Annotated in this window: 23 protein-coding genes; 13 read left to right on the forward strand and 10 right to left on the reverse strand. The window is 60.8% G+C overall.

Going from position 1 to position 18279, the window contains the following annotated elements:
• Positions 1–107: 107 nt before the first annotated feature.
• Positions 108–488, reverse strand: coding sequence for a winged helix-turn-helix transcriptional regulator (locus tag BHU62_RS03390; RefSeq protein ID WP_073529162.1), 381 nt, complete (start codon positions 486–488; stop codon positions 108–110).
• Positions 489–572: 84 nt separating this feature from the next.
• Here BHU62_RS03390 and BHU62_RS03395 point away from each other — a divergent pair, with 84 nt between their 5' ends.
• Positions 573–1340 (forward strand): NAD(P)H-dependent oxidoreductase, encoded by a 768-nt coding sequence (locus tag BHU62_RS03395; RefSeq protein ID WP_073529163.1) that lies wholly within the window; start codon positions 573–575, stop codon positions 1338–1340.
• Here the strand turns inward: BHU62_RS03395 and BHU62_RS03400 are convergent.
• Positions 1337–1585 carry a hypothetical protein gene (locus BHU62_RS03400; RefSeq protein ID WP_019454278.1) on the reverse strand — a complete coding sequence of 83 codons (249 nt, stop codon included), beginning with the start codon at positions 1583–1585 and terminating at the stop codon, positions 1337–1339. The two genes, BHU62_RS03395 and BHU62_RS03400, sit on opposite strands and share 4 nt — an antisense overlap.
• Before the next feature lie 196 nt (positions 1586–1781).
• On the opposite strand from BHU62_RS03400, the gene BHU62_RS03405 reads away from it, so the two are divergent.
• Both BHU62_RS03405 and BHU62_RS03410 read left to right on the forward strand, forming a co-directional pair.
• Positions 1782–2186: an Exc2 family lipoprotein gene (locus tag BHU62_RS03405; protein ID WP_073529164.1), complete on the forward strand. Its 405-nt coding sequence runs from the start codon at positions 1782–1784 to the stop codon at positions 2184–2186.
• A gap of 108 nt (positions 2187–2294) precedes the next feature.
• A complete protein-coding gene (locus tag BHU62_RS03410) occupies positions 2295–2936 on the forward strand; it encodes a DsbA family protein (RefSeq protein ID WP_073529165.1) in 642 nt (213 codons plus the stop codon).
• A gap of 35 nt (positions 2937–2971) precedes the next feature.
• Here the strand turns inward: BHU62_RS03410 and BHU62_RS03415 are convergent, their stop codons facing one another.
• The gene (locus BHU62_RS03415; protein ID WP_073529166.1) at positions 2972–3694 is read right to left on the reverse strand and encodes an acid phosphatase; all 723 of its coding nucleotides are present in this window, start codon (positions 3692–3694) and stop codon (positions 2972–2974) included.
• Here BHU62_RS03415 and BHU62_RS25500 point away from each other — a divergent pair.
• A complete protein-coding gene (locus BHU62_RS25500; RefSeq protein ID WP_265341095.1) occupies positions 3685–3813 on the forward strand; it encodes a hypothetical protein in 129 nt (42 codons plus the stop codon). The two genes, BHU62_RS03415 and BHU62_RS25500, sit on opposite strands and share 10 nt — an antisense overlap.
• 105 nt (positions 3814–3918) lie before the next feature.
• Complete coding sequence (feaR, locus tag BHU62_RS03420; RefSeq protein WP_073529167.1) at positions 3919–4818, forward strand: transcriptional regulator FeaR; 900 nt, start codon at positions 3919–3921, stop codon at positions 4816–4818.
• Between the two features lie 33 nt (positions 4819–4851).
• On the opposite strand, the gene BHU62_RS03425 is transcribed toward feaR, so the two are convergent.
• On the reverse strand, positions 4852–6351 hold the full coding sequence (locus BHU62_RS03425; protein WP_073529168.1) for an aldehyde dehydrogenase family protein: 1500 nt from the start codon (positions 6349–6351) through the stop codon (positions 4852–4854).
• 159 nt (positions 6352–6510) lie between these two features.
• A complete protein-coding gene (leuE, locus tag BHU62_RS03430) occupies positions 6511–7149 on the reverse strand; it encodes a leucine efflux protein LeuE (RefSeq protein WP_016928933.1) in 639 nt (212 codons plus the stop codon).
• 237 nt (positions 7150–7386) lie between these two features.
• Between leuE and ada the strand changes: the two genes are divergently transcribed.
• Complete coding sequence (gene ada, locus BHU62_RS03435) at positions 7387–8445, forward strand: bifunctional DNA-binding transcriptional regulator/O6-methylguanine-DNA methyltransferase Ada (protein WP_073529169.1); 1059 nt, start codon at positions 7387–7389, stop codon at positions 8443–8445.
• 162 nt (positions 8446–8607) lie between these two features.
• Here ada and tehB read toward each other — a convergent pair whose 3' ends face one another.
• A complete protein-coding gene (tehB, locus tag BHU62_RS03440) occupies positions 8608–9471 on the reverse strand; it encodes an SAM-dependent methyltransferase TehB (RefSeq protein ID WP_073529170.1) in 864 nt (287 codons plus the stop codon).
• Between the two features lie 178 nt (positions 9472–9649).
• On the opposite strand from tehB, the gene BHU62_RS03445 reads away from it, so the two are divergent.
• The gene (locus BHU62_RS03445) at positions 9650–10753 is read left to right on the forward strand and encodes a DUF1615 domain-containing protein (RefSeq protein WP_073529171.1); all 1104 of its coding nucleotides are present in this window, start codon (positions 9650–9652) and stop codon (positions 10751–10753) included.
• Between the two features lie 56 nt (positions 10754–10809).
• Here the strand turns inward: BHU62_RS03445 and BHU62_RS03450 are convergent, their stop codons facing one another.
• Positions 10810–12486, reverse strand: coding sequence for an alpha-keto acid decarboxylase family protein (locus BHU62_RS03450; protein WP_073529172.1), 1677 nt, complete (start codon positions 12484–12486; stop codon positions 10810–10812).
• A gap of 672 nt (positions 12487–13158) precedes the next feature.
• Here BHU62_RS03450 and BHU62_RS03455 point away from each other — a divergent pair.
• The 4 genes from BHU62_RS03455 to BHU62_RS03470 all read left to right on the forward strand — a co-directional run bounded on the left by BHU62_RS03455 (position 13159) and on the right by BHU62_RS03470 (position 15316).
• Positions 13159–13587: a universal stress protein gene (locus tag BHU62_RS03455; RefSeq protein ID WP_073529173.1), complete on the forward strand. Its 429-nt coding sequence runs from the start codon at positions 13159–13161 to the stop codon at positions 13585–13587.
• A gap of 207 nt (positions 13588–13794) precedes the next feature.
• A complete protein-coding gene (pagP, locus tag BHU62_RS03460; RefSeq protein ID WP_073529174.1) occupies positions 13795–14385 on the forward strand; it encodes a lipid IV(A) palmitoyltransferase PagP in 591 nt (196 codons plus the stop codon).
• Positions 14386–14511: 126 nt separating this feature from the next.
• Positions 14512–15000, forward strand: coding sequence for a DUF2501 domain-containing protein (locus tag BHU62_RS03465; protein ID WP_073529175.1), 489 nt, complete (start codon positions 14512–14514; stop codon positions 14998–15000).
• 52 nt (positions 15001–15052) lie between these two features.
• The gene (locus BHU62_RS03470) at positions 15053–15316 is read left to right on the forward strand and encodes a DUF333 domain-containing protein (RefSeq protein WP_073529176.1); all 264 of its coding nucleotides are present in this window, start codon (positions 15053–15055) and stop codon (positions 15314–15316) included.
• 36 nt (positions 15317–15352) lie between these two features.
• On the opposite strand, the gene BHU62_RS03475 is transcribed toward BHU62_RS03470, so the two are convergent.
• Together BHU62_RS03475 and BHU62_RS25180 are read right to left on the reverse strand one after the other, a co-directional pair.
• Complete coding sequence (locus BHU62_RS03475; RefSeq protein WP_073529177.1) at positions 15353–15970, reverse strand: hypothetical protein; 618 nt, start codon at positions 15968–15970, stop codon at positions 15353–15355.
• A complete protein-coding gene (locus BHU62_RS25180) occupies positions 15906–16109 on the reverse strand; it encodes a hypothetical protein (RefSeq protein ID WP_171971290.1) in 204 nt (67 codons plus the stop codon). The genes BHU62_RS03475 and BHU62_RS25180 overlap by 65 nt, the downstream gene beginning before the upstream one ends.
• A gap of 33 nt (positions 16110–16142) precedes the next feature.
• Here BHU62_RS25180 and BHU62_RS03480 point away from each other — a divergent pair, with 33 nt between their 5' ends.
• The gene (locus BHU62_RS03480) at positions 16143–16925 is read left to right on the forward strand and encodes a DeoR/GlpR family DNA-binding transcription regulator (RefSeq protein WP_073529178.1); all 783 of its coding nucleotides are present in this window, start codon (positions 16143–16145) and stop codon (positions 16923–16925) included.
• Positions 16926–16927: 2 nt separating this feature from the next.
• The gene (locus BHU62_RS03485) at positions 16928–17311 is read left to right on the forward strand and encodes a VOC family protein (RefSeq protein WP_073529179.1); all 384 of its coding nucleotides are present in this window, start codon (positions 16928–16930) and stop codon (positions 17309–17311) included.
• On the opposite strand, the gene BHU62_RS03490 is transcribed toward BHU62_RS03485, so the two are convergent.
• Positions 17312–18220, reverse strand: a complete 909-nt coding sequence (locus tag BHU62_RS03490; protein ID WP_073529180.1) for a LysR family transcriptional regulator — start codon at positions 18218–18220, stop codon at positions 17312–17314.
• Between the last annotated feature and the right edge of the window lie 59 nt (positions 18221–18279).

Here is an 18279-nt window from a genome sequence, read left to right on the forward strand (position 1 = left end):
GGGCCGTTACCGGCGAACTGATTTAACTATAGATAACGGATGGTCCGTCGGGGAACAAGCGTCTCGCCTGCGCATTCTGTGCGCTCTGCGTTGCCTGCCAAGGCGCTCTAATCGGCCGTGCGCTTGCGGTCTGCATCATAGCGTTCGCGGGCGGCGTCCAGCTCGGGGAAGTGGTATTCCGCCCACCGATCCAGTGCCGTCAGCGTTTCGACCAGCGAGCAGGCGATGGCGCTGAGCCGGTACTCCACATGCGCCTGATTTCTCTCACTCAAATCCAGCCGCTCGAGCAGCCCGTTGCGTTCCAGCTGGCGCAGCGTTTGCGTCAGCACCTTCTGCGAAATGCCCTCGATGCGGCGCAGCAGTTCACCGTTGCGCATCGGCCGCTGCGCCAGCGCGGGTAGGATCAGCATCACCCACTTGCCGGAAATCAGCGCCAGCGCATCGCGCGCGGAGCACTTGCTCGAATAGACGTCGCCGGGATAGGCCATGGGGGGTTACCTTCAGGTGCGTAATTGCCAAGGGTGCGATAAAGCCACAGCATAGCAGCACAACCTTACCGCGGGAGAAACAGGATGAACGTGCTGATTGTGCTGGCTCACCCCGAGCCGCATTCTTTCAATGCCCATCTGGCCGAGCAGGCGCGCCAGGCCTGGCTGGCCCAGGGGCACCAGGTGAAAGTGGTCGATCTGTATCAGGAGGCATTTGATCCGCGCGAGGGGGCCGGCCATTACCCCAGCAGAAAACAGGCGGACAGGTTTGATGCGATGCAGGAGCAGCGCCATCACTGGACGATCCAGGCGCTGCCGGCGGAGATCCGGCGGCATATCGAGCTGCTGCGCTGGGCGGACACGCTGGTGCTGCAATTTCCTTTCTGGTGGTTTGGCGCACCGGCCATCATCAAAGGCTGGATGGATCGGGTCTTCGTTTACGGCGGGATCTACGACAGCCGCCAGCGGTATGAGAACGGCACGATGCGCGGCAAACGGGCGCTGCTGACCGTCACCGCCGGCGCCTCCGCACAGGCCTGCGCGCCGGACGGACGCGACGGCGATATGCGGCTGATGCTGTGGCCGATCATGCAGGCGCTGCACTATATCGGCTTTCGCGTGCTGGAGCCGTTTCTGGTCTATGGCGTGCGCGGCGGGCTGGTGGGCGAGGCGCTACAGGCGCAGAACGCCGTGTTGTCACAGGTGACGCAGGCGTATCGGGATGGCCTAAGCGATCTTGCCGCCTGGCCGGCGGTGCCGTTCAACCGCAATGAGGACTTCGGTGCCGATCTGGCGCTAAAACCCGGCGCGCCGGTTTACAGCCCGTTCGTGCGGCACCGCGATCCGCTTTAGAACCCGGCCTTCAGCAGCTCCTCGCGCAGATCGTCGATAATCGCCGGTTCGATGTCGGGGAACTGTTGCTGAATATCGGCGATGGCTTCGGCCACGCTGGGGCCGGCGAAGGTACCGGAGAAGGGCAGCAGCGGCAGGTTGGCGTCGCTGTCCGGCAGTTCACCGCGGATGGTACCGGTGATCATGCCCGCTTTTTTTTCCGCCGTGAGGTCGTATTCTCCCACGTTTTTGTCGATCGGTTTCATTGGCCGCCTCGCTGTCGGTGAGTGTTTTGCCCTGTCCTGTTAAAGCATAGTGTTTCAGGCGATGAATACCAGTCGGTGTATATAATATTAATTTAAAACAATCAGATAGGATTTTTCTGCCGTTTGACGAACGTCGGGGCTCGGCGTTATGCTCGTGGCGCTAAAGGGACCTTCCTCACAGACAGGGACAGACGACATGAAAAAACTGAAAAGCGCGGCGCTGTTGCTGCCGCTGTTGGCGCTCAGCGCCTGCACTCATCACCTCAGCAGCGCAGAGCAGCATGCCAAGCGCTACATTTATCAAACCCGTGACGACTTCGAACCGGGTTTTCGCACCGATGTTAACGGCAGCATTAAAAACGCCGTGCCGATGTTCGAACAGTTTTACCAGTTGGGGAAAAAGGATCGCGAGGCGGGCGTGGTGCGCAGCGAAGCGCAGAAAAAGGCCGACTACCTGGCCAGCCCGGAATTCCAGCAGAACATGGAACACAAAACCATTTTCATCAACCGTACTTACAGCGGCTCCGACAATCCTAAACGCCGGCAGGTGCTTTCACAGGAAGCGGTGGGCGCCTATTGGGACGGCTACGAAGGGCGCTGACCTTAATTCCTTACAATATAGAAGGTAATAAGGCTGGCCTTCTGCCGGGTATTTGATTATAAAAACCGCCGCTAAGGACGATGTTCAAAATCAAAATCAGGAGAGTTTATGTTGGCAAAAGTTAAGCGTTCATTCGCCGCCGCCGTCGTATTGATGTTGGCGCTACCTGCTGTTCAGGCGGCGGATTATCGCGCGGGCGAGCAATACACCCGGCTGGATAAGCCGGTGGCCGCCGCACCGGCGGTGGTGGAGTTTTTCTCCTTCTACTGCGGCCCTTGTTATCAGTTCGCCGACACCTATCGCGTGGGCAGCACCGTGGCGCAGGCGTTGCCCGCCGGCGAAAAGCTGACCAAGTATCACGTCAGCCTGATGGGCAAACTGGGCAATGAGCTGACCGAGGCCTGGGCGGTGGCGACGGTGCTGGGTGTGGAAGACAAAATTGAAGGGGCGATGTTCGACGCGGTGCAGAAACAGCGCGCCGTCAACAGTGCCGACGATATCCCACGGGTGTTCGCGGCGGCCGGCGTCGACGCTGCTACCTATGAAAACGCGCGGCACAGCCTGCTGGTCAAGGGATTGATCGCCAAGCAGAACGAGGCGGTAAAGGCGTTTGAAGTGCGCGGTACGCCGTCGTTCTATGTGGCCGGTAAATACAAGATAGACAATGCCGGGATGGCCAGCACCAGCGTCGAAGGCTACGCCAAAGAGTATGCGGCGGTAGTGCGCTACCTGCTGGACAAACAGCCGTAAACCGGGCCGCGCGGGCCCGGTGTTAGCCGCCGGGTCTATTTCTCTGCGGGCAGATCCAGCGCCTGGCGCAGTTCGTCGCGCGCTTGCCGATACTGCTGCTGGAAATCCTGCTGCTGTGAAAGCTGCTGGCTGATCACGCTGCCTGCAATGCGGCCCATCTCGATATCAGAGGGGTAGTGGATCCCCGCCACTACCCGGTTGTTGCCGTATTGCCAGGCGCGCGTCATGATGGCGGCGCGCTTTTCCGGCACCATATTGGCCAGGGTGATGCCCATCAGCGTGCCCAGCGTGGTGTGGCCGGAAGGCCAGGAGCCGGAGCTGGAGCGTTTGACGATCGGTTCGATGCGGCTGTCCAGCATATGCGGGCGCGGGCGCTTCCAGAAATCTTTCGCCGGATCGACCACCGCCGCTTCGGTGGCGACGATGCGATCGAAGAAGGCGCTCACGGCCGGCAACGCGTTGGCGTTGAACTTCGGCCCCATCACGTTGCTGTACACCCAGACGTTCTCTTCCGCATCCGCCTTGGCCTGGCTGGCCATTTCCGGCGTGCGTTTCTGCTGCATGTCGAGCACTTCCCGCAGTTCGCGCTGGGTTTGCGCCGAGTCGTTGGCCGGCGGCGGTGGCAGGATGTGGGTCAGGTCCACCTGCTGCGCGGTGGTGAACGGTTGGGCTTCCTCTGCCGCCTGCGCGTGGAGCGCGGGCAAGGCGCTGGCGGTAAACAAACACAGCGCTAAAACGGATTTCTGCAATGATTTCATCGGGTCATGTCCAGGGTGTCAACGTGAAGTGGGAGCAGCTCTCTATATTTGGCGAGGCCTGTGATGATGACATGACGGTTTCGTGGCGGATTGATGACGGCGCGCCGGGCGAACTGTGATCGCGGCGCCAAATCCCCCGCTCGCCATTGATTGTGTGTTAACGGATTGTTATGGTGTTTTTCTGTTCAACGGTGCAGCTCCGCTGCTGTTTGAAGGGAGAGATCATGACGGCATCGGCAACGCTCCGGGACGCCGGCTTCGAAGAGTGGCTGGGGAAAATCAACACCGCCTGCGGCAGATTCTGCGCGAAAACGCTGGGGCCGGGTTTCAGCGGGGCGATGCAGGAATTCCGCGCCCACGCGCTGCGCCTGAGCGTAGTCGACGTGTCTCAGGCCCGGTTGTACCGCACGCCGCGCGAGATTGCACGCAGCGACGGCGCGCATTTTTTCACCGTCTTCCAGCTGCGCGGCAGCGCGCTGATGGAGCAGGGCGACCGCCAGACGGTGCTCTCTCCTGGCGACATCACGTTAATCGACGCCTCACAACCCAGCAGCTTCACCTTCCAGCGCGATTCGCGCCAAATTTCCCTGCTGTTGCCGCGCGGCTGCCTGCCGCTGCCGCCGCCTTGCGCGCGGCGTTTGGGCGCGGAGCTCAGCGCGGTGCGCCTCAGCCGCCAACTGGTGCTGAGCAGCATGCAGGATCCTCAGCTCACCGCGGCGGAAAGCGAGGCGGTGCTGAATGCGCTGGCGGCGCTGCTGCGCCCGGCGTTGGCGATCGAACAGGCGCGGCCGGAAGGGCAACTGCCGGTTTTCGACAAGGCGCTGGCGTTGATCGACAGGCATATTCAGTCGGCGCAGCTGCGCCCGGAATGGGTGGCGGCAGAACTGGGGGTGTCGCTGCGTAGCCTGTATCGGATGTTCGCCCGTCAGGGACTGGTGGTGGCGCAATACATCAGGAACCGTCGGCTGGATCTGTGCGCACAGGCGCTGCGCAGCGCCGCCGGGCAGGAAAAGCTGGCCGGTATCGGCCACGACTGGGGGTTTGCCGATCACAGCCATTTCTCGACCGCTTTCAAACAGCGTTTCGGTATGTCGCCGAGCGAGTACCGTCGGCAGTATCAATAAGTCAGGGCGCGGGCCGGGCCCGCGCCGCTTCACTCAATAGCGGATGCAGACCGATTTGGATTCGGTGTAGGCGTCCAGCCAATCCGGGCCGAAATCACGGCCGCTGCCCGACTGTTTGAACCCGCCGAACGGCATATTCGGGTCGATCAGCGTATGGGTGTTGACCCACACGGTGCCGGCCTGAATGCGCGGCGTCAGCGTCATCGCCTTCTGCAGGCTGGTGGTCCACAGGCTGGCGGCCAGCCCGTAGTCGGTGTCGTTGGCCTGGTTCAGCGCTTCTTCGGCGCTCGCCACCCGGATCAGGTTGACCACCGGGCCGAACACTTCCTCGCGCGTCAGGTTCAGCCGAGCGTCCGGGTTGATCACCAGCGTCGGCGGGATGTAGAAGCCGTTGGCGTCCGGCCCGGCCGCGCCGCCGATCAGCTCGGCGTTTTTCGCCCGGGCGTCGTCCAGATAGGCCGCCACCTTGTTGCGGTGCGCGAGCGATACCAGCGGGTTAATTTGCGCGCCGGCATCCATCCCCGGCCCGACCGACAGCGATTTCACCGCCTGTTCGAAGCCGGCTACCAGCTGGTCATAGATCGGTGCTTCGATGTAAATCCGCGAGCTGGCGGCGCACACCTGCCCCTGGTTGAGGAAGCTGCCGAGCATCAGGCCTTCGACCACCTGCTGCGGATCGGCGTCTTTCAGCACGATGGCCGGGTTTTTACCGCCCAGCTCCAGAGTCACGCGGGTCAGGCGATCCGCCGCGGCGCGCGCGATGCTTTTGCCCACCGGCGTGGAGCCGGTAAAGCTGATTTTGGCGATCAGCGGATGTTCGGTCAGTGCCTTGCCACACACGGTACCGCGGCCGGTCACTACGTTGAACACGCCCGGCGGCACGCCGGCTTCGCTCGCCAGTTCGGCCATGCGCAGCAGGGTGAGCGGGGTGGTTTCCGATGGTTTGATGACGATGGAACAGCCCGCCGCCAGCGCCGGCATCACTTTCCACATGCCGATCATCAGCGGGAAGTTCCAGGGCACAATGCCGGCGACCACGCCGATCGGCTCTTTGCGGGTATAAACCTGATATTTGGCGCCCGGCGGCATCGGAATGGAGACGTCCAGCGTCTGGCCGGTGATTTTGGTCGCCAGACCGGCGGTGTAGCGCATCCAGTTCAGGGTGCTGCCGACTTCGAAGGCGCGGGCGATGTTGATGGACTTGCCCTGTTCCAGGGTTTCCAGCTGCGCCAGCTCCTCGGCGTGTTGCTCCACCAAATCGGCATAGCGCAGCAGGATGCGTTCGCGCTCTACCGGCAGGCGCTGCGCCCAGACGCCTTCGCTGAAGGCCTTGTGGGCGGACTGCACCGCCAGCGCGACGTCTTGCTCGTTGGCGTCGGCGGTGGTGGCGATCTGCTGCCCATTGGCGGGGTTATACACCGCCAGGCGGCCTTCCGCGGCGGACGCGCGCCACTGGCCGTCGATATACAGCCCATGCTGACGATCGAGAAAACGCGACACGCTATCCAGCACGGCTACGGTATTGTCAGACATACATCCTCCGATCAGGCTCATCAGGTTATCGTTAACCCTGCAAGTCTAGATCAGCGGGAAAGCGGCGGCTTTGGTCTGCCTGACATTCGGTTTGCCCTGCGTGTCATTTTGCCGTGACGGAAGCGTCAACAGCGGCCGGCGAGCGCCGGCCGGGGAGGATCACGAGCTCAGGGTCGCCAGACGGGTGGCGAAACCGAGGAACAACAGGCCGATCAGGCCGTTGCCAAGCTTCGCCAGGCCTTTCTTGTGATTGAAGAAATGCGCCAGCATCGCGCCGGAGAAGATCAGCGTGCTCATGTAGATAAAGCTGACGGCTTCGAGGATCAGCGCCAGAATGGTGAACGACAGCCCGGTGTGCGCATAGTTGAAGTCGATAAACTGCACGAAGAACGACACGTAAAACAGGATCGCTTTCGGGTTGGTCAGGCTCAGCGTTAGCGACTTGCGCAGAATGCTATGGCCGCCTTCAATCTGCTGTTGTTGCGCCTGCGCCTTCTGCACGAAGGTGGCGTAGAGAATTTTTGCGCCGAGGAACAGCAGGTAAATCGCGCCGAGAAAACGCACCAGGGTAAACAGGAACGGCGTGGTGCGGATCAGCGAAGCCACGCCAATATAGGCGCAGAAGATCAGGATCGCATCGCCGATAAACACGCCCAGCGCCGCGGTGTAGCCGGCGCGCACGCCGCGCGATACGCCGGTTTTCAGCACGTACAGCGTATTCGGCCCCGGCAGAATGATAATGAAGACCACCCCGGCCAAATAGGTCCATAAATTCAGGACGCCAAAACTCTCTAACACAATAACCTCTCCATGCGCGCAACTAACAGGCAAAAACACTGGCCACGCCCGTGGCCGGCCGCGATCCTAACGCTGTGCAACCGGGTTGGCAACGTAATAAACTTCATGTTGTTGGTTAAAAATTATCGAAACATTGTTGAAAACGTCGGCGCCGAATTAAAAAGCAAGAGTCGGCGTGTTTCGCCAATGGCCCGTCACTATGCTGGTTAACATCGAAACCGCAGTGAGGAACGGATGATGAAAAACGTAATCGACAGCGCCGATCCGCGCTGGCTGGCGATCGTCAGCCGCGACAAACACGCCGACGGCCGCTTTGTCTACGCGGTGAAAACCACCGGCGTGTATTGCTCGCCTTCTTGTCCGTCACGCCAGCCGAATCGGCAAAACGTGGCGTTGTTCGACGATGCCGAGCAGGCGGAGGCGGCGGGCTATCGGCCCTGCAAGCGCTGCCGCCAGGGGCTGACGCCGCTGACGGAACAGCATGCGCGGCAGATCGCCGAAGCCTGCCGCTATATCGAGCGGGCGGAGAAAGCGCCGTCGCTGCAGACGCTGGCGCGCCATGTCGGGTTGAGCCAGTACCATTTCCACCGGCTGTTCAAAGCGATCACCGGCCTGACGCCGAAAGGCTATGCCGACGCGCAGCGTAGCCAGCGGTTGCGCGCCGGTCTGGCGCAGCAGGAGACGGTGACCGAGGCGATTTTCGACGCCGGCTATGATGGCGCCAACGGCGGTTTCTACCGGCAAGCTAACGCCGCGCTGGGCATGACGCCGAAGGCCTACCGGGCGGGCGGCAAAGGCATGCGCATCCATTTCGCCGTCGGGCGCTGTTCGCTGGGTGAGATCCTGGCGGCGCAGAGCGAGGTGGGCATCTGCGCCATTCTGCTGGGGGACGATGCGCAGCAGCTGGTGCAGGATCTGCAGGACAAATTCCCCAACGCCGAACTGATCGGCGGCGATGCGCAATATGAAGCGCTGATGGCGCAGGTGGTGGGCCTGATCGAAGCGCCGGAGAGCGGGCTGGCGCTGCCGCTGGATATTCGCGGCACCGCGTTTCAACAGCGGGTCTGGCGGGCGCTGCAGGCGATACCCGTCGGCGAAACCGTCAGCTATGCCGATATCGCCCGGCGTATCGGCGCGCCCAAAGCGGTGCGCGCGGTGGCCGGCGCCTGCGCCGCCAACATGCTGGCGGTGGCGATCCCTTGTCATCGGGTGGTGCGCAACGACGGCGCCTTGTCCGGCTATCGCTGGGGCGTCGAGCGCAAGAAAGCCTTGCTGGAAAAAGAGGCGCAGCGATGAACTTCCCGCTGGCGGCCCGGCTGGCCGAATTGGACTGGGCGGCGATCGAACGCGATGTGCAAGGCTGTGCGCGCCTGCCGGGCGTGCTCAGCAGCGACACCTGGCGTTAGCCGGATACGCTCTGGCCAACGCCACACGCTAGGGGGAATCTTTCGCGGCGCGCTAGAGTTTGCGCGCCAGCAGGGTGGCGAAGCGCAGCGAGATGCGGTTGCCGGCGGCGTCGGTCTTGTGCAGCTGGCCGACGTCCTCGTTGTATTTGAGGATCTCCCAGTCGCGATAATAATGCTTCAGCTCACCTGGGCTGAAGGTGAACGGGAACGGCAGCGGGCAGGGATAATCCTCGGTATCCATTGCCGCTACGATCAGGTTATGGCCGCCGCGCACGGTGCTGTCCTGCATGTTTTGCACGATATGCGGAATTTGCTGCCGCTCGAGGAACATCATCACCACGGTGGACAGGATAAAGTCGTACTCGCCGCTGAAGCGGTGGCTATTGAGATCCTGCACCCCGGCGCTCAGGCGGGTCAGCTGCTCGGCATCGATGATCTGATTGAGGCGGGCTATCGACGGCGCGTGCTTGTCCCAGGCGGTGACGTCGAAACCTTTCAGATTGAGATACAGCGAGTTGCGCCCGCCGCCGCAGCCCAGATCCAGCGCCTTGCCCGGCGCGATGCGCGCTGCCGCCTCGATCACTTCAGAGTGGGTGCGCGTCAGTTCGTATTTCTTGTGGTAGTAATCTTCCGGCGTGCAGTAAAACGCCAACCGGCAGGTCATGTCGTCCGAGAAGGAAACGATGCGGTGCCACTGCTGCGGTGCGATAAACGGCGGCTGGCTTTCGGGGCTGAATTGCCAGGTCTCGGTGGTGGCGCCGTCTTCGGTCATCATGGCGAAGGTCAGGCTGCCGCTCAGTACGGTGAGCTTCGCCCAGGTGCCGCTCTGGGTGTTGTGGCGCTGACGAAAGGCCTCCGGCAGCGTCTCGCTGTTCCATTCCGGCAGGGTTTTATAACAAAGCAACTGCTGCTCCATAGGGGGCTCCTCTGGCTGGGCAAGCAAAGTGATTTATATAATGCATATAAAATACATCTTTATAGATCGTTTGAACATAGCGGCCTGACGGAAAGGCGCGGCGGCATCTTTATACTGGATTGTGCGCGGCGGCTGGGCTAATTTCAGTGCTGTTCATGTCATCACATTCAGGGAAAAGATGCCGATACGCCGTTTATTTCACCCGATGCACTTCCGTTTGCTGAGCCTGGCCGCGCTGTTGGCGCTGGCGGGCTGTACCAGTAAAACCACCACCACGGCACCGGCGGCGCGCCCCGCCGACGTCAAAGCCCGTCTGATGACGCTGATCCCGGCCAACGCCGGCGATCGTCAGGGCTGGGCCACCGATATCACCGCCGCCTTTGCCGCGCAGGGCATCGAAGCGAGCGATGAGAACCTGTGTTCGGTGTTGGCGGTGACCGAGCAGGAGTCGACGTTCCAGGCTAACCCACAGGTGCCGGGGCTGCCGAAGATCGCCTGGAAGGAGATCGATCGCCGTGCCGATCAGATGCACATCCCGAACTTTTTGGTGCACACCGCGTTGAAGATTTCGTCGTCGAACGGGCAGAGCTACAGCGAGCGGCTGGATAAGGTGCGCACCGAGAAGGATCTGAGCGATATTTTCGATGACATGATCGATCGCGTGCCGATGGGGCAGAAGCTGTTCGGCCATTTGAACCCGGTGCATACCGGCGGCCCGATGCAGGTGAGCGTCACCTTTGCCGAAGCGCACGCCAAAGGCTACCCTTATTCGATCGACGGCTCGATTCGCCGCGAAGTCTTCAGCCGGCGCGGCGGTATGTACTTCGGCATCCTGCATTTGCTGGGGTATCCGGCTGATTACAGTCGGCCGATTTATCGCTTTGCTGACTTCAACGCCGGCTGGTACGCCAGCCGCAACGCAGCGTTCCAAAATGCGGTCAGCCGGGCGAGCGCCATTCCGCTGGCGTTGGACGGCGATCTGATCGACTTCGGCAGCGACAAGCCCGGCTCGACCGAGTTGGCGGTGCGCACGCTCGGCAAGCGCCTGAACATGAGCGACAGCGCGATTCGCCGGGCGCTGGAGAAGGGCGACACGGCCGACTTTGCCGACACCGATCTGTATAAGAAGGTTTATGCGCTGGCGGGCGGCAAGCTGCCGCGCGAGATGCTGCCGGGCATCCAGCTGGAAAGCCCGAAAATCACCCGCAAACTGACCACCGCCTGGTTCGCCAAGCGGGTGGACGAACGCCGCCAGCGCTGCATGGCGCGCGCCGGCGGATAACTCAAGGGCCAAAACGCCGCCGGTGACTTCGATGAGCCACCGGCGGCGAGGCCGCCTCAGGCGCTGCGGCGCGGGTTGGTCAGGCCGAAGTTAAAGCTGTTGCAGCGGTTGCAGAACTCTTTCATCACCGGCGGCGTATCCATCATCGGCACTTTTACCTCGATAAACGCCAGCCGATCCTGCCGCGAGGCGTGTTCCAGGGCCATTTCCAGCTGTTGCGTGGTTTCCACCGCCACGCTGAACGGCTGCGCCTGCGTATTCAGCACTGCCGGCAGTTTGGCGTAGTCCCACGGGCCGATGTCGTTGTAGGACGAGTTTTCGCCGAGAATATAGCGCTCGATGGTGTAGCCATCGTTGTTGATCAGGAAGATGATCGGCTTTTGTTCGCAGCGCAGCAGGGTGGAGACTTCCTGTGCGGTGAGCTGGAAGGAGCCGTCGCCGATGAACAGCAGGTGTCGGCGTTCCGGCGCCGCCATCAGGGTGCCGAGCAGCGCCGGCAGGGTATAGCCGATTGAGCCCCAAATCGGTTGGTTGACCACCTTGACGCCGTCGGGCATGCGCATGCCGCCGATGGCGGCGCCAGAGGTGCCGTTTTCCACCACCACCACGTCATCCGCCTGGATGAATCGCTGGATCCGCCGCCACAGATAAGCCTGGTCGATGGGGGCGTCGCTTGGCGTCGCCAGCTTTTCGCGCGGATCGGGCAGCGGCGACAGGGATTGCGCCGGCGCGTCCTCGCTCAGATCCAGCAGCGCCTGCAGCAGATCCGCTGTCACTACCGCCGGGTAAGAGGTGTTGTCCAGCTTCATCGAGAACGGCTGGATGTCCACCTGAGCGGCGGCCGGAATTTGCTGCGTGAAATAGCCGGTGGTGGAGTCCACCAGGCGCACGCCGAAGCTCAGCACGCAGTCCGAATGGGCCATGCGCTCATACAGTTCGGGGCGCGACAGGTTGCCGCTGTAGCCGCCCATCCAACCGGCGGTGTTCTCAGGGATAATGCATTTGGCGGTCGGCATGTTGGTCAGCGGAATGGCAAAGCGGTGAGCGACATCGATAACCAACTTCTGCAGCTGATAGCGATCCACCATTTGGTCGACCAAAATGATCGGGCGCTGCGCGCGTTTAATTTTGGTCAACAGCGCCATCGCCGCTAATTGCACATTGTATTTATCGCTGGCCGGCAATTGCGGTGGCGTCGCCTCGGCGACTTCAATTTCGACATCGCAGATATCGGAAGGCAGCTGTAAATACACCGGTTTCTTTTCTATCCAGGCACGGGAAATAACGCGCGGGATTTCTTGTGCAGCATTTTCCGGCGTAATCAAGGCCTGAGCGACGGTGAATTGTTTAAAGCAGTTCATCACGTTGTCGAAATTGCCGTCGGCCAGGGTGTGGTGCAACAACTGATGATTTTTCATCGCGTGCAGCGGCGGCGTGCCGGCGATACAGACAACCGGCGAAGATTCGGCATAGGCCCCGGCGATGCCGGACAACGCGGCCAGGTCGCCTACGCCGTAGGTGACGATCAGCGCGCCGGCGCCTTTTATCCGGGCGTAACCGTCGGCGGCGTAGGAGGCATTCAATTCATTGCAGTTGCCGACAAACGTCAGCCGCGCGTCGCTTTCCAGCAGCTCCAGCAGGCTCAGGTTATAGTCGCCGGGCACGCCGTAAATGCGATCGACGTTCAGGGCGTGAAGCTGTTGCAGAATGAATGACCCGATAGTTATTTTCATTGATTGCTCCGGATTATTTATCTTTATTTTGTCAGGCGAAAATCAGCAAAAATAAATTGCTGGCGATGTTGTGTCGTTAGCTTTAACAGTTATTTAAAGTGTCGGCTTGTTCAAGAGACGGTCGGCAGGCGGTGAATGCGCAGTTTGTATTCGGTGCTTTACGCAATTAATCACTGTATAAATAGTATGGATATTAAATGTCAGGGGAAGGCGGTATTTTTCATTGACGCCATTTCGGCAGAAAAGCGGCGGCGCATTGGCATTTATCATGATGTACTGCGGATTAACCGGTACTTTTGACGGCGCGTTAAATCCCATTGGGCCGTACAACGTTTTTTCCCGCCGAAGAAAAGCAGGCCCTGGCGCAAAGACGCATTTTGGTGATCCGCCGCACGCTTATTTCAAGAAACCATCCTGTAACCAACTAAAAACAAAAAATTAACAATGATCGTTTTTTATTCGCGCTATTTTGTCAGCCTTACTTTACGGATGCCGCAGTGCGCGCCACGTCGGGTCGGCGTTAAAATGTGCCGTCGCGGGCGTTAATATAACGTGGCAGCCATCACATTCCGTGCGAACGGATACGTAAACTTTTCTCTACGTGCATGCAGATGGCGTATACCTAGCAGAGAGGCCGACGCCCTGGCGGCGCCGACCGGCGGGGGGATACCGATGAAAAGCTATCGACATATTCTGGTGCTGATTCATGACGAGCGTGATGGCCTGCCGTTGCTGCGTCAAACGGTGGCGATGGCGCGGGGGCTGCCGATCGCCATCACCGTCGGCCACCTTGATGCCGATTATGCGGAGCTGGAGTACGGCAGCGACGCGCTGGTCAAAGATCGCCAGGCGCAGGAGGTGATCGCCGCCAAGGCGATGCTGAGCCGGCTGGTGTGCGCCGTCGATGCGCCGGTTGCGGTGAAGGAGATCGTCACCATTCGGCGCTTTAAGGACGTGAGCGATTTTATCCGTCAGGCCGGCATCGATCTGGTGGTGGTCGGGCACCAAAACCGTCTGTTCGGTCTTTATTCCTCTTATTCCCTGGAGTTTGTGAACCGTCTCGATGTCGATGTGTTGGTCAAGCACCTTGCCCGCAAGTAGAGCGTGACAAAGCGGATTTTTCCCACGGTTTTGCCGCAAGAAAGGCGTTAACATACAAAGGCCGGCGCAACCCGTTATTAGTTATTGGGAATTTTCCGGCGCTAAACTTAACCAAGTAGCAACGAGCGTTGGATAAATTAGATACGGCTTGATCTTGCCGGGGCTATCGGTAAGAATCTTCGGCCGTATTTTTACAGGAGCTTTACGATGTTTCTCAAACGGACTCTTTTGGCATGTTCTCTGGCGTTGATATTTCCTGCACTACCTTCTTATGCTGAGGTTGGTACAGAAAGTGGCAATACCGCGCAGGCTGAAAAACCGGGTCTATGGCAGCGTTTTACCGATAACGTGAAGGAGACCTGGAACAACTCGCCTAACCACGATCTCTATATCCCGGCCATCACCTGGCACAACCGCTGGACTTACGACGACGAGAAGATCGATAAGTACAACGAGCGCCCGTGGGGCGCCGGTTACGGTATTTCCCGCTACGACAGCGACGGCGACTGGCACGGCCTCTATATCATGGCGTTCAAGGACTCCTTCAACAAGTGGGAGCCGATCGGCGGCTACGCCTATGAAAAGATCTGGCGCCCGCTGGATGACAAGGATTTTCGCCTGGGGTTGGGCTTCACCGCCAGCATCACCGCGCGCGACAACTGGAATTACATTCCTATTCCGGCGCCGCTGCCGTTGGCTTCTATCGGTTATCAGCGTCTGACGTTCCAGGCGACCTACATTCCCGGCACTTATAACAACGGCAACGTGTTTTTCGCCTGGCTGCGCTGGCAGTTCTAAACTTCCTGAATTCTGAAAAACGGCGCGGTGCCAAGATAAAAGGAACTTGTCGCCGCCGCCGGCGTCGGAAGGGTATCCCGGCGCGCTGCGCCGATTGCATGCCGTTATTACAGGAGTTTTACCACTATGATCACCAAACATCGTTTACTGCTGGCTTTGGCGTTGTCCGCTACTTTGGCCAGCGGCGCCTCTCAGGCTGCCGGGCTGATGGATTCCCTCAGCAGCGCGGCGGGCGAACTGAGCAAGTCGGGCGGCGACAGCAGCGGCGGCATGTCGCTCTCCTCGCTGACCGGCCTGTTGAACGGTGGCGACAAGGCGTTGAGCTCCAGCAGCATGACCAACGCCGCCGGTATCCTGCAGTACTGCGTGAAAAACAACGTGCTGTCGGCTAACGGCGCCGAAGGGGTGAAAGATCAGCTGCTCAGTAAGCTGGGCATCACCAGCACCGAAAACGCCAAGAGCCAGGATTATCAGCAGGGCCTGGGCGGCTTGCTGCAGACCGGTGAAGGCAAGAGCCTGGATCTGAACAGCCTGGGCGCCTCGCAGATCACCGAGAAGGTGAAGCAAAAAGCCTGCGATCTGGTGCTGAAACAGGGTAAATCCTTTATTTCATGATGACGGGACGGCGGAGCGCTCCGCCGTTCGTTCTTTTGCATAAGCTGGAAAAATGAAAAAAGCGTTGATGCTTTCCCTGCTGGCAGGGATGACGATGTTGCAGGGGTGTTCCGTGAAATCCAACGATGCGCCGCCACCACCGCAGGTTAAACCGATCGGCATGGCCAACCCGGCCGACGTGTACTGCACCCAAATCGGCGGCAAACTAAATGCCAAAGAAAACGCAGCGGGTCAGTATTCCACCTGTACCTTGCCAAGTGGGCAGGAAATTGAAAGCTGGGAACTGTTCCGCCGCGATCACCCGGTGAAAAAGTAACCCTTTGCGGCGCCGGTTCCTCCGCCCGGCGCCCGATCAGAATTGGCGATCCCCTATCGGCTGCAGTTGCAGGCTGCCGTCCTTCTGTAACGTCAGCGGCATGCGCCAATCGCTCTGTTTATCCAGGTTGAACGGCCTGGAGCGGAACATGCAGCCGGTCTTGATGTTCTTGATTTTCATCACGTGTTCCGCATCCGCATTGATTTTCACCTCGAAACTGCCGGTGGCCGGAATAAAGACTTCCGCCAACTGCTGCGCCGCTGCCGGCGTCTCCAGCTTGACCAGCACCGCGAAATCGTTGCTCCGATTATCCAGCGTCAGCCGATGCAGGCCGGTCACGGGCAGGCTGATGGGCTGATGCAGATAGCCGGCTGAAGCGGGCCACGGTTGCCCGGCATTGTCATGCAGCGGCCCACCGCACTGTTCACGCGCTTCGCGCAGCGGCATTTCGCGCTTTATTGCTCGGTTGTAATCGGTAGGGGCGGCGAGGCTGAACTCGTCGTCATATTGGTGAGCGCGTAGGTAGCGCTTGGCACCGAGCACCCCGACGGCGACCAGCATGAAGAACAGAAATATCCTCAGGCGATTTTTAAAAATCAGCCCGAACAGCTTCCCGGGTAGTTGAAACAGCCACCTTGCGATCGTCAATAACATCGTTTTCCCTTAGCGTCCAAGCCGTTACGTCTGCGGTAACTTCGCTTGCCTCAGTATAGCCAACATCCCGCAGGCGAAAATCCTGCACGGTAATTTTTCTTTCGTCGTGGATTGTACGTTTTTGTTTGTTTATGTACATTTGTGATCACTTTAGCGTCACCGGGTTTATGCGATGTCCAAACTGTTACCGAATGAGCGCCACCAGGCCATTCTCGATACGCTCCGCCAACAGGGGCGAGTGCTGGCCCTGGAGATGGCGCAGCGGCTGAATACCACCGAAGCGACAATCCGCCGCGACCTGCGCCAGTTGGCGGCGCAGAACCTGTGCAAACGCATCTATGGCGGCGCGTTGGCGCCGACACCGGCCGAAGGCCCTGTCGCGGCGCGCGTAGCGCTAAGCGGTGATGAGAAGCTGGCGCTGGCGCAGACCGCGCTGGGGTTGATCGGCGAAGAGCAGCTGCTCTTCCTCGACGCCGGCAGCACCCACCTGTATCTGGCGGATCTGTTGCCGCGCGATCGGCGTTTGACGGTGGTGACCAATGCGTTGAGCATCGCCGGCAAAATGCTGGAGCGGCCTGGGATCCGCACCATCCTGATCGGCGGTGAGCTGGATGCGCAGGTCGGCGGCTGCGTGGATGCCAAGGCGGCGGAAGAGATCGACGGCTTTCATTTCGATCTGGTGTTTACCGGCATCTGCGCCTACGACCCGGACGGCGGTTTCTCCGCGCTGAGCTACCAGGACGCCACCTTCAAAAAACGGCTGCTGACGCGCGCCGGCAGCGTGGCGGTGCTGTGCACCCGCGACAAACTCAACACCTACGCCCCTTACCCCTTCCTGCCCGCCGTGCGGGTGGATCATCTGGTGACGGCGCGCGGTGCGCACCCGCAGCTCGAACAGCAGGTGGCGCAGGGCGGCGGCCAGGTCTGGCATAGCGATTTATCGACCGGAGAATGACGATGAAAATAGCCCATGTTGCCCTGTGGACCCGCGATATCGACGCGCAGCTGGCGTTCTGGCAGCGCTATTTCAATGGCGAAGCGGGGGAGGAGTACGTCAGCCGCAACCGGCCGGGGTTCGTTTCCCGCTTTGTCAGCCTGGCGGCCGGGCCGACGCTGGAGATCATGCGCGTGCCGACGTTGCTGCCGGCGCAGGCTCAGGAGGAGCGGGTGGGGTGGGCGCACATCGCGCTGTCGTTGGGGGATGAGCGGCAGGTCGATCGGTTGGCGCAGCGCGCGCAGCAGGACGGTATCTTGCAGTCTGCGCCGCGCTGGACCGGCGACGGCTTCTACGAGGCCGTCATCCGCGATCCGGACGGCAACGCGATCGAAATCACGGCCTGATCACTCCTCTTCGATGCTGGCGAACTGCTCACCCAGATAATCGAGCAGCAGCCGCACCGCCGGCAACAGGCCGCGCCGCGACGGGTAGACCGCATGCACCACGCCGCCCTGCGGCTGCCAACCGGGCAGCAGCTGCACCAGCTCGCCGCGCAGCATGTCGTCGCGCATCATCATCGCCGGCAGCTGAACGATGCCGGCACCGGCGATGGCGGCGGTGCGCAGCATCAGCATGTCGTCGGTGACCAGCCGCGGCGTGTGTTCCCACTCCACCCGTTCGCCCTGCGGGCCGGTCAGCCGCCATTGGTGCTGCGCGCGCGCCGGGCCGAGATCGAGCGTCGGGTATTTGCGCAGGTCTTCCGGCGTTTGCACCGGCCCGAGGGTGCGCACCAGCGCCGGGCTGGCGGCGACGCACCAGGTGCGCTGCGCCAGGATCTTCAGCACCAGATCGCTGTCCTCCAGCGGTGGCGGCCGCACGCGGATCGCCAGATCCAGCCCTTCACCCACCACATCTACCCGGCGGTTGGTGGCCTCCAGATGCACCGTCACCTTGGGATAATCGGCCATAAAGGCCGCCACCATACTGCCGACGCGGGTGTGCAGGATCGCCACCGGGCACGACATACGCACCGTGCCGCAGGGTTCGGCGCGCGTTTGTTCGATCGCCTGCTGCGCCGCTTCCGCTTCCACCAGCATCGCCTTGCAGTGTGCGTAATAGTTTTGGCCGACCTCGGTCACCGAGAAACGCCGCGTCGAGCGCTGGATCAGGCGCACGCCCAGCCGTTCTTCCAGCAGCGCCACGCGGCGGCTGAGCTTGGATTTGGGAATGCCCAGCGCCCGCCCGGCGGGAGCAAATCCCTGGTGATCGACCACGCTGGCGAAGAAAAACAGATCGTTCAGATCGGTCAGCATCGCATCCCTTATCGTTCTACCAGTAGAACACTGAGTGTACATCTTGCCTACTACTGCAG

Source organism: Serratia marcescens, assembly GCF_001902635.1.
GTDB lineage: Bacteria > Pseudomonadota > Gammaproteobacteria > Enterobacterales > Enterobacteriaceae > Serratia > Serratia marcescens_F.

What these genes read in the sequence shown, in the direction of transcription:
- pagP (WP_073529174.1), top strand. Translation starts at nt 13,795, where the DNA reads ATGTTTCTCAAACGGACTCTTTTGGCATGTTCTCTGGCGTTGATATTT.
- BHU62_RS03425 (WP_073529168.1), bottom strand. Translation starts at nt 6,351, where the DNA reads ATGTCTGACAATACCGTAGCCGTGCTGGATAGCGTGTCGCGTTTTCTC.
- BHU62_RS03395 (WP_073529163.1), top strand. Translation starts at nt 573, where the DNA reads ATGAACGTGCTGATTGTGCTGGCTCACCCCGAGCCGCATTCTTTCAAT.
- BHU62_RS25180 (WP_171971290.1), bottom strand. Translation starts at nt 16,109, where the DNA reads ATGTACATAAACAAACAAAAACGTACAATCCACGACGAAAGAAAAATT.
- BHU62_RS03390 (WP_073529162.1), bottom strand. Translation starts at nt 488, where the DNA reads ATGGCCTATCCCGGCGACGTCTATTCGAGCAAGTGCTCCGCGCGCGAT.
- BHU62_RS03405 (WP_073529164.1), top strand. Translation starts at nt 1,782, where the DNA reads ATGAAAAAACTGAAAAGCGCGGCGCTGTTGCTGCCGCTGTTGGCGCTC.
- BHU62_RS03455 (WP_073529173.1), top strand. Translation starts at nt 13,159, where the DNA reads ATGAAAAGCTATCGACATATTCTGGTGCTGATTCATGACGAGCGTGAT.
- BHU62_RS03480 (WP_073529178.1), top strand. Translation starts at nt 16,143, where the DNA reads ATGTCCAAACTGTTACCGAATGAGCGCCACCAGGCCATTCTCGATACG.
- BHU62_RS03485 (WP_073529179.1), top strand. Translation starts at nt 16,928, where the DNA reads ATGAAAATAGCCCATGTTGCCCTGTGGACCCGCGATATCGACGCGCAG.
- BHU62_RS03445 (WP_073529171.1), top strand. Translation starts at nt 9,650, where the DNA reads ATGCCGATACGCCGTTTATTTCACCCGATGCACTTCCGTTTGCTGAGC.
- ada (WP_073529169.1), top strand. Translation starts at nt 7,387, where the DNA reads ATGAAAAACGTAATCGACAGCGCCGATCCGCGCTGGCTGGCGATCGTC.
- BHU62_RS03470 (WP_073529176.1), top strand. Translation starts at nt 15,053, where the DNA reads ATGAAAAAAGCGTTGATGCTTTCCCTGCTGGCAGGGATGACGATGTTG.
- BHU62_RS03410 (WP_073529165.1), top strand. Translation starts at nt 2,295, where the DNA reads ATGTTGGCAAAAGTTAAGCGTTCATTCGCCGCCGCCGTCGTATTGATG.
- BHU62_RS03490 (WP_073529180.1), bottom strand. Translation starts at nt 18,220, where the DNA reads ATGCTGACCGATCTGAACGATCTGTTTTTCTTCGCCAGCGTGGTCGAT.
- tehB (WP_073529170.1), bottom strand. Translation starts at nt 9,471, where the DNA reads ATGGAGCAGCAGTTGCTTTGTTATAAAACCCTGCCGGAATGGAACAGC.
- BHU62_RS03400 (WP_019454278.1), bottom strand. Translation starts at nt 1,585, where the DNA reads ATGAAACCGATCGACAAAAACGTGGGAGAATACGACCTCACGGCGGAA.
- feaR (WP_073529167.1), top strand. Translation starts at nt 3,919, where the DNA reads ATGACGGCATCGGCAACGCTCCGGGACGCCGGCTTCGAAGAGTGGCTG.
- BHU62_RS03465 (WP_073529175.1), top strand. Translation starts at nt 14,512, where the DNA reads ATGATCACCAAACATCGTTTACTGCTGGCTTTGGCGTTGTCCGCTACT.
- BHU62_RS03415 (WP_073529166.1), bottom strand. Translation starts at nt 3,694, where the DNA reads ATGAAATCATTGCAGAAATCCGTTTTAGCGCTGTGTTTGTTTACCGCC.
- BHU62_RS03475 (WP_073529177.1), bottom strand. Translation starts at nt 15,970, where the DNA reads ATGTTATTGACGATCGCAAGGTGGCTGTTTCAACTACCCGGGAAGCTG.
- BHU62_RS03450 (WP_073529172.1), bottom strand. Translation starts at nt 12,486, where the DNA reads ATGAAAATAACTATCGGGTCATTCATTCTGCAACAGCTTCACGCCCTG.
- BHU62_RS25500 (WP_265341095.1), top strand. Translation starts at nt 3,685, where the DNA reads ATGATTTCATCGGGTCATGTCCAGGGTGTCAACGTGAAGTGGGAGCAG.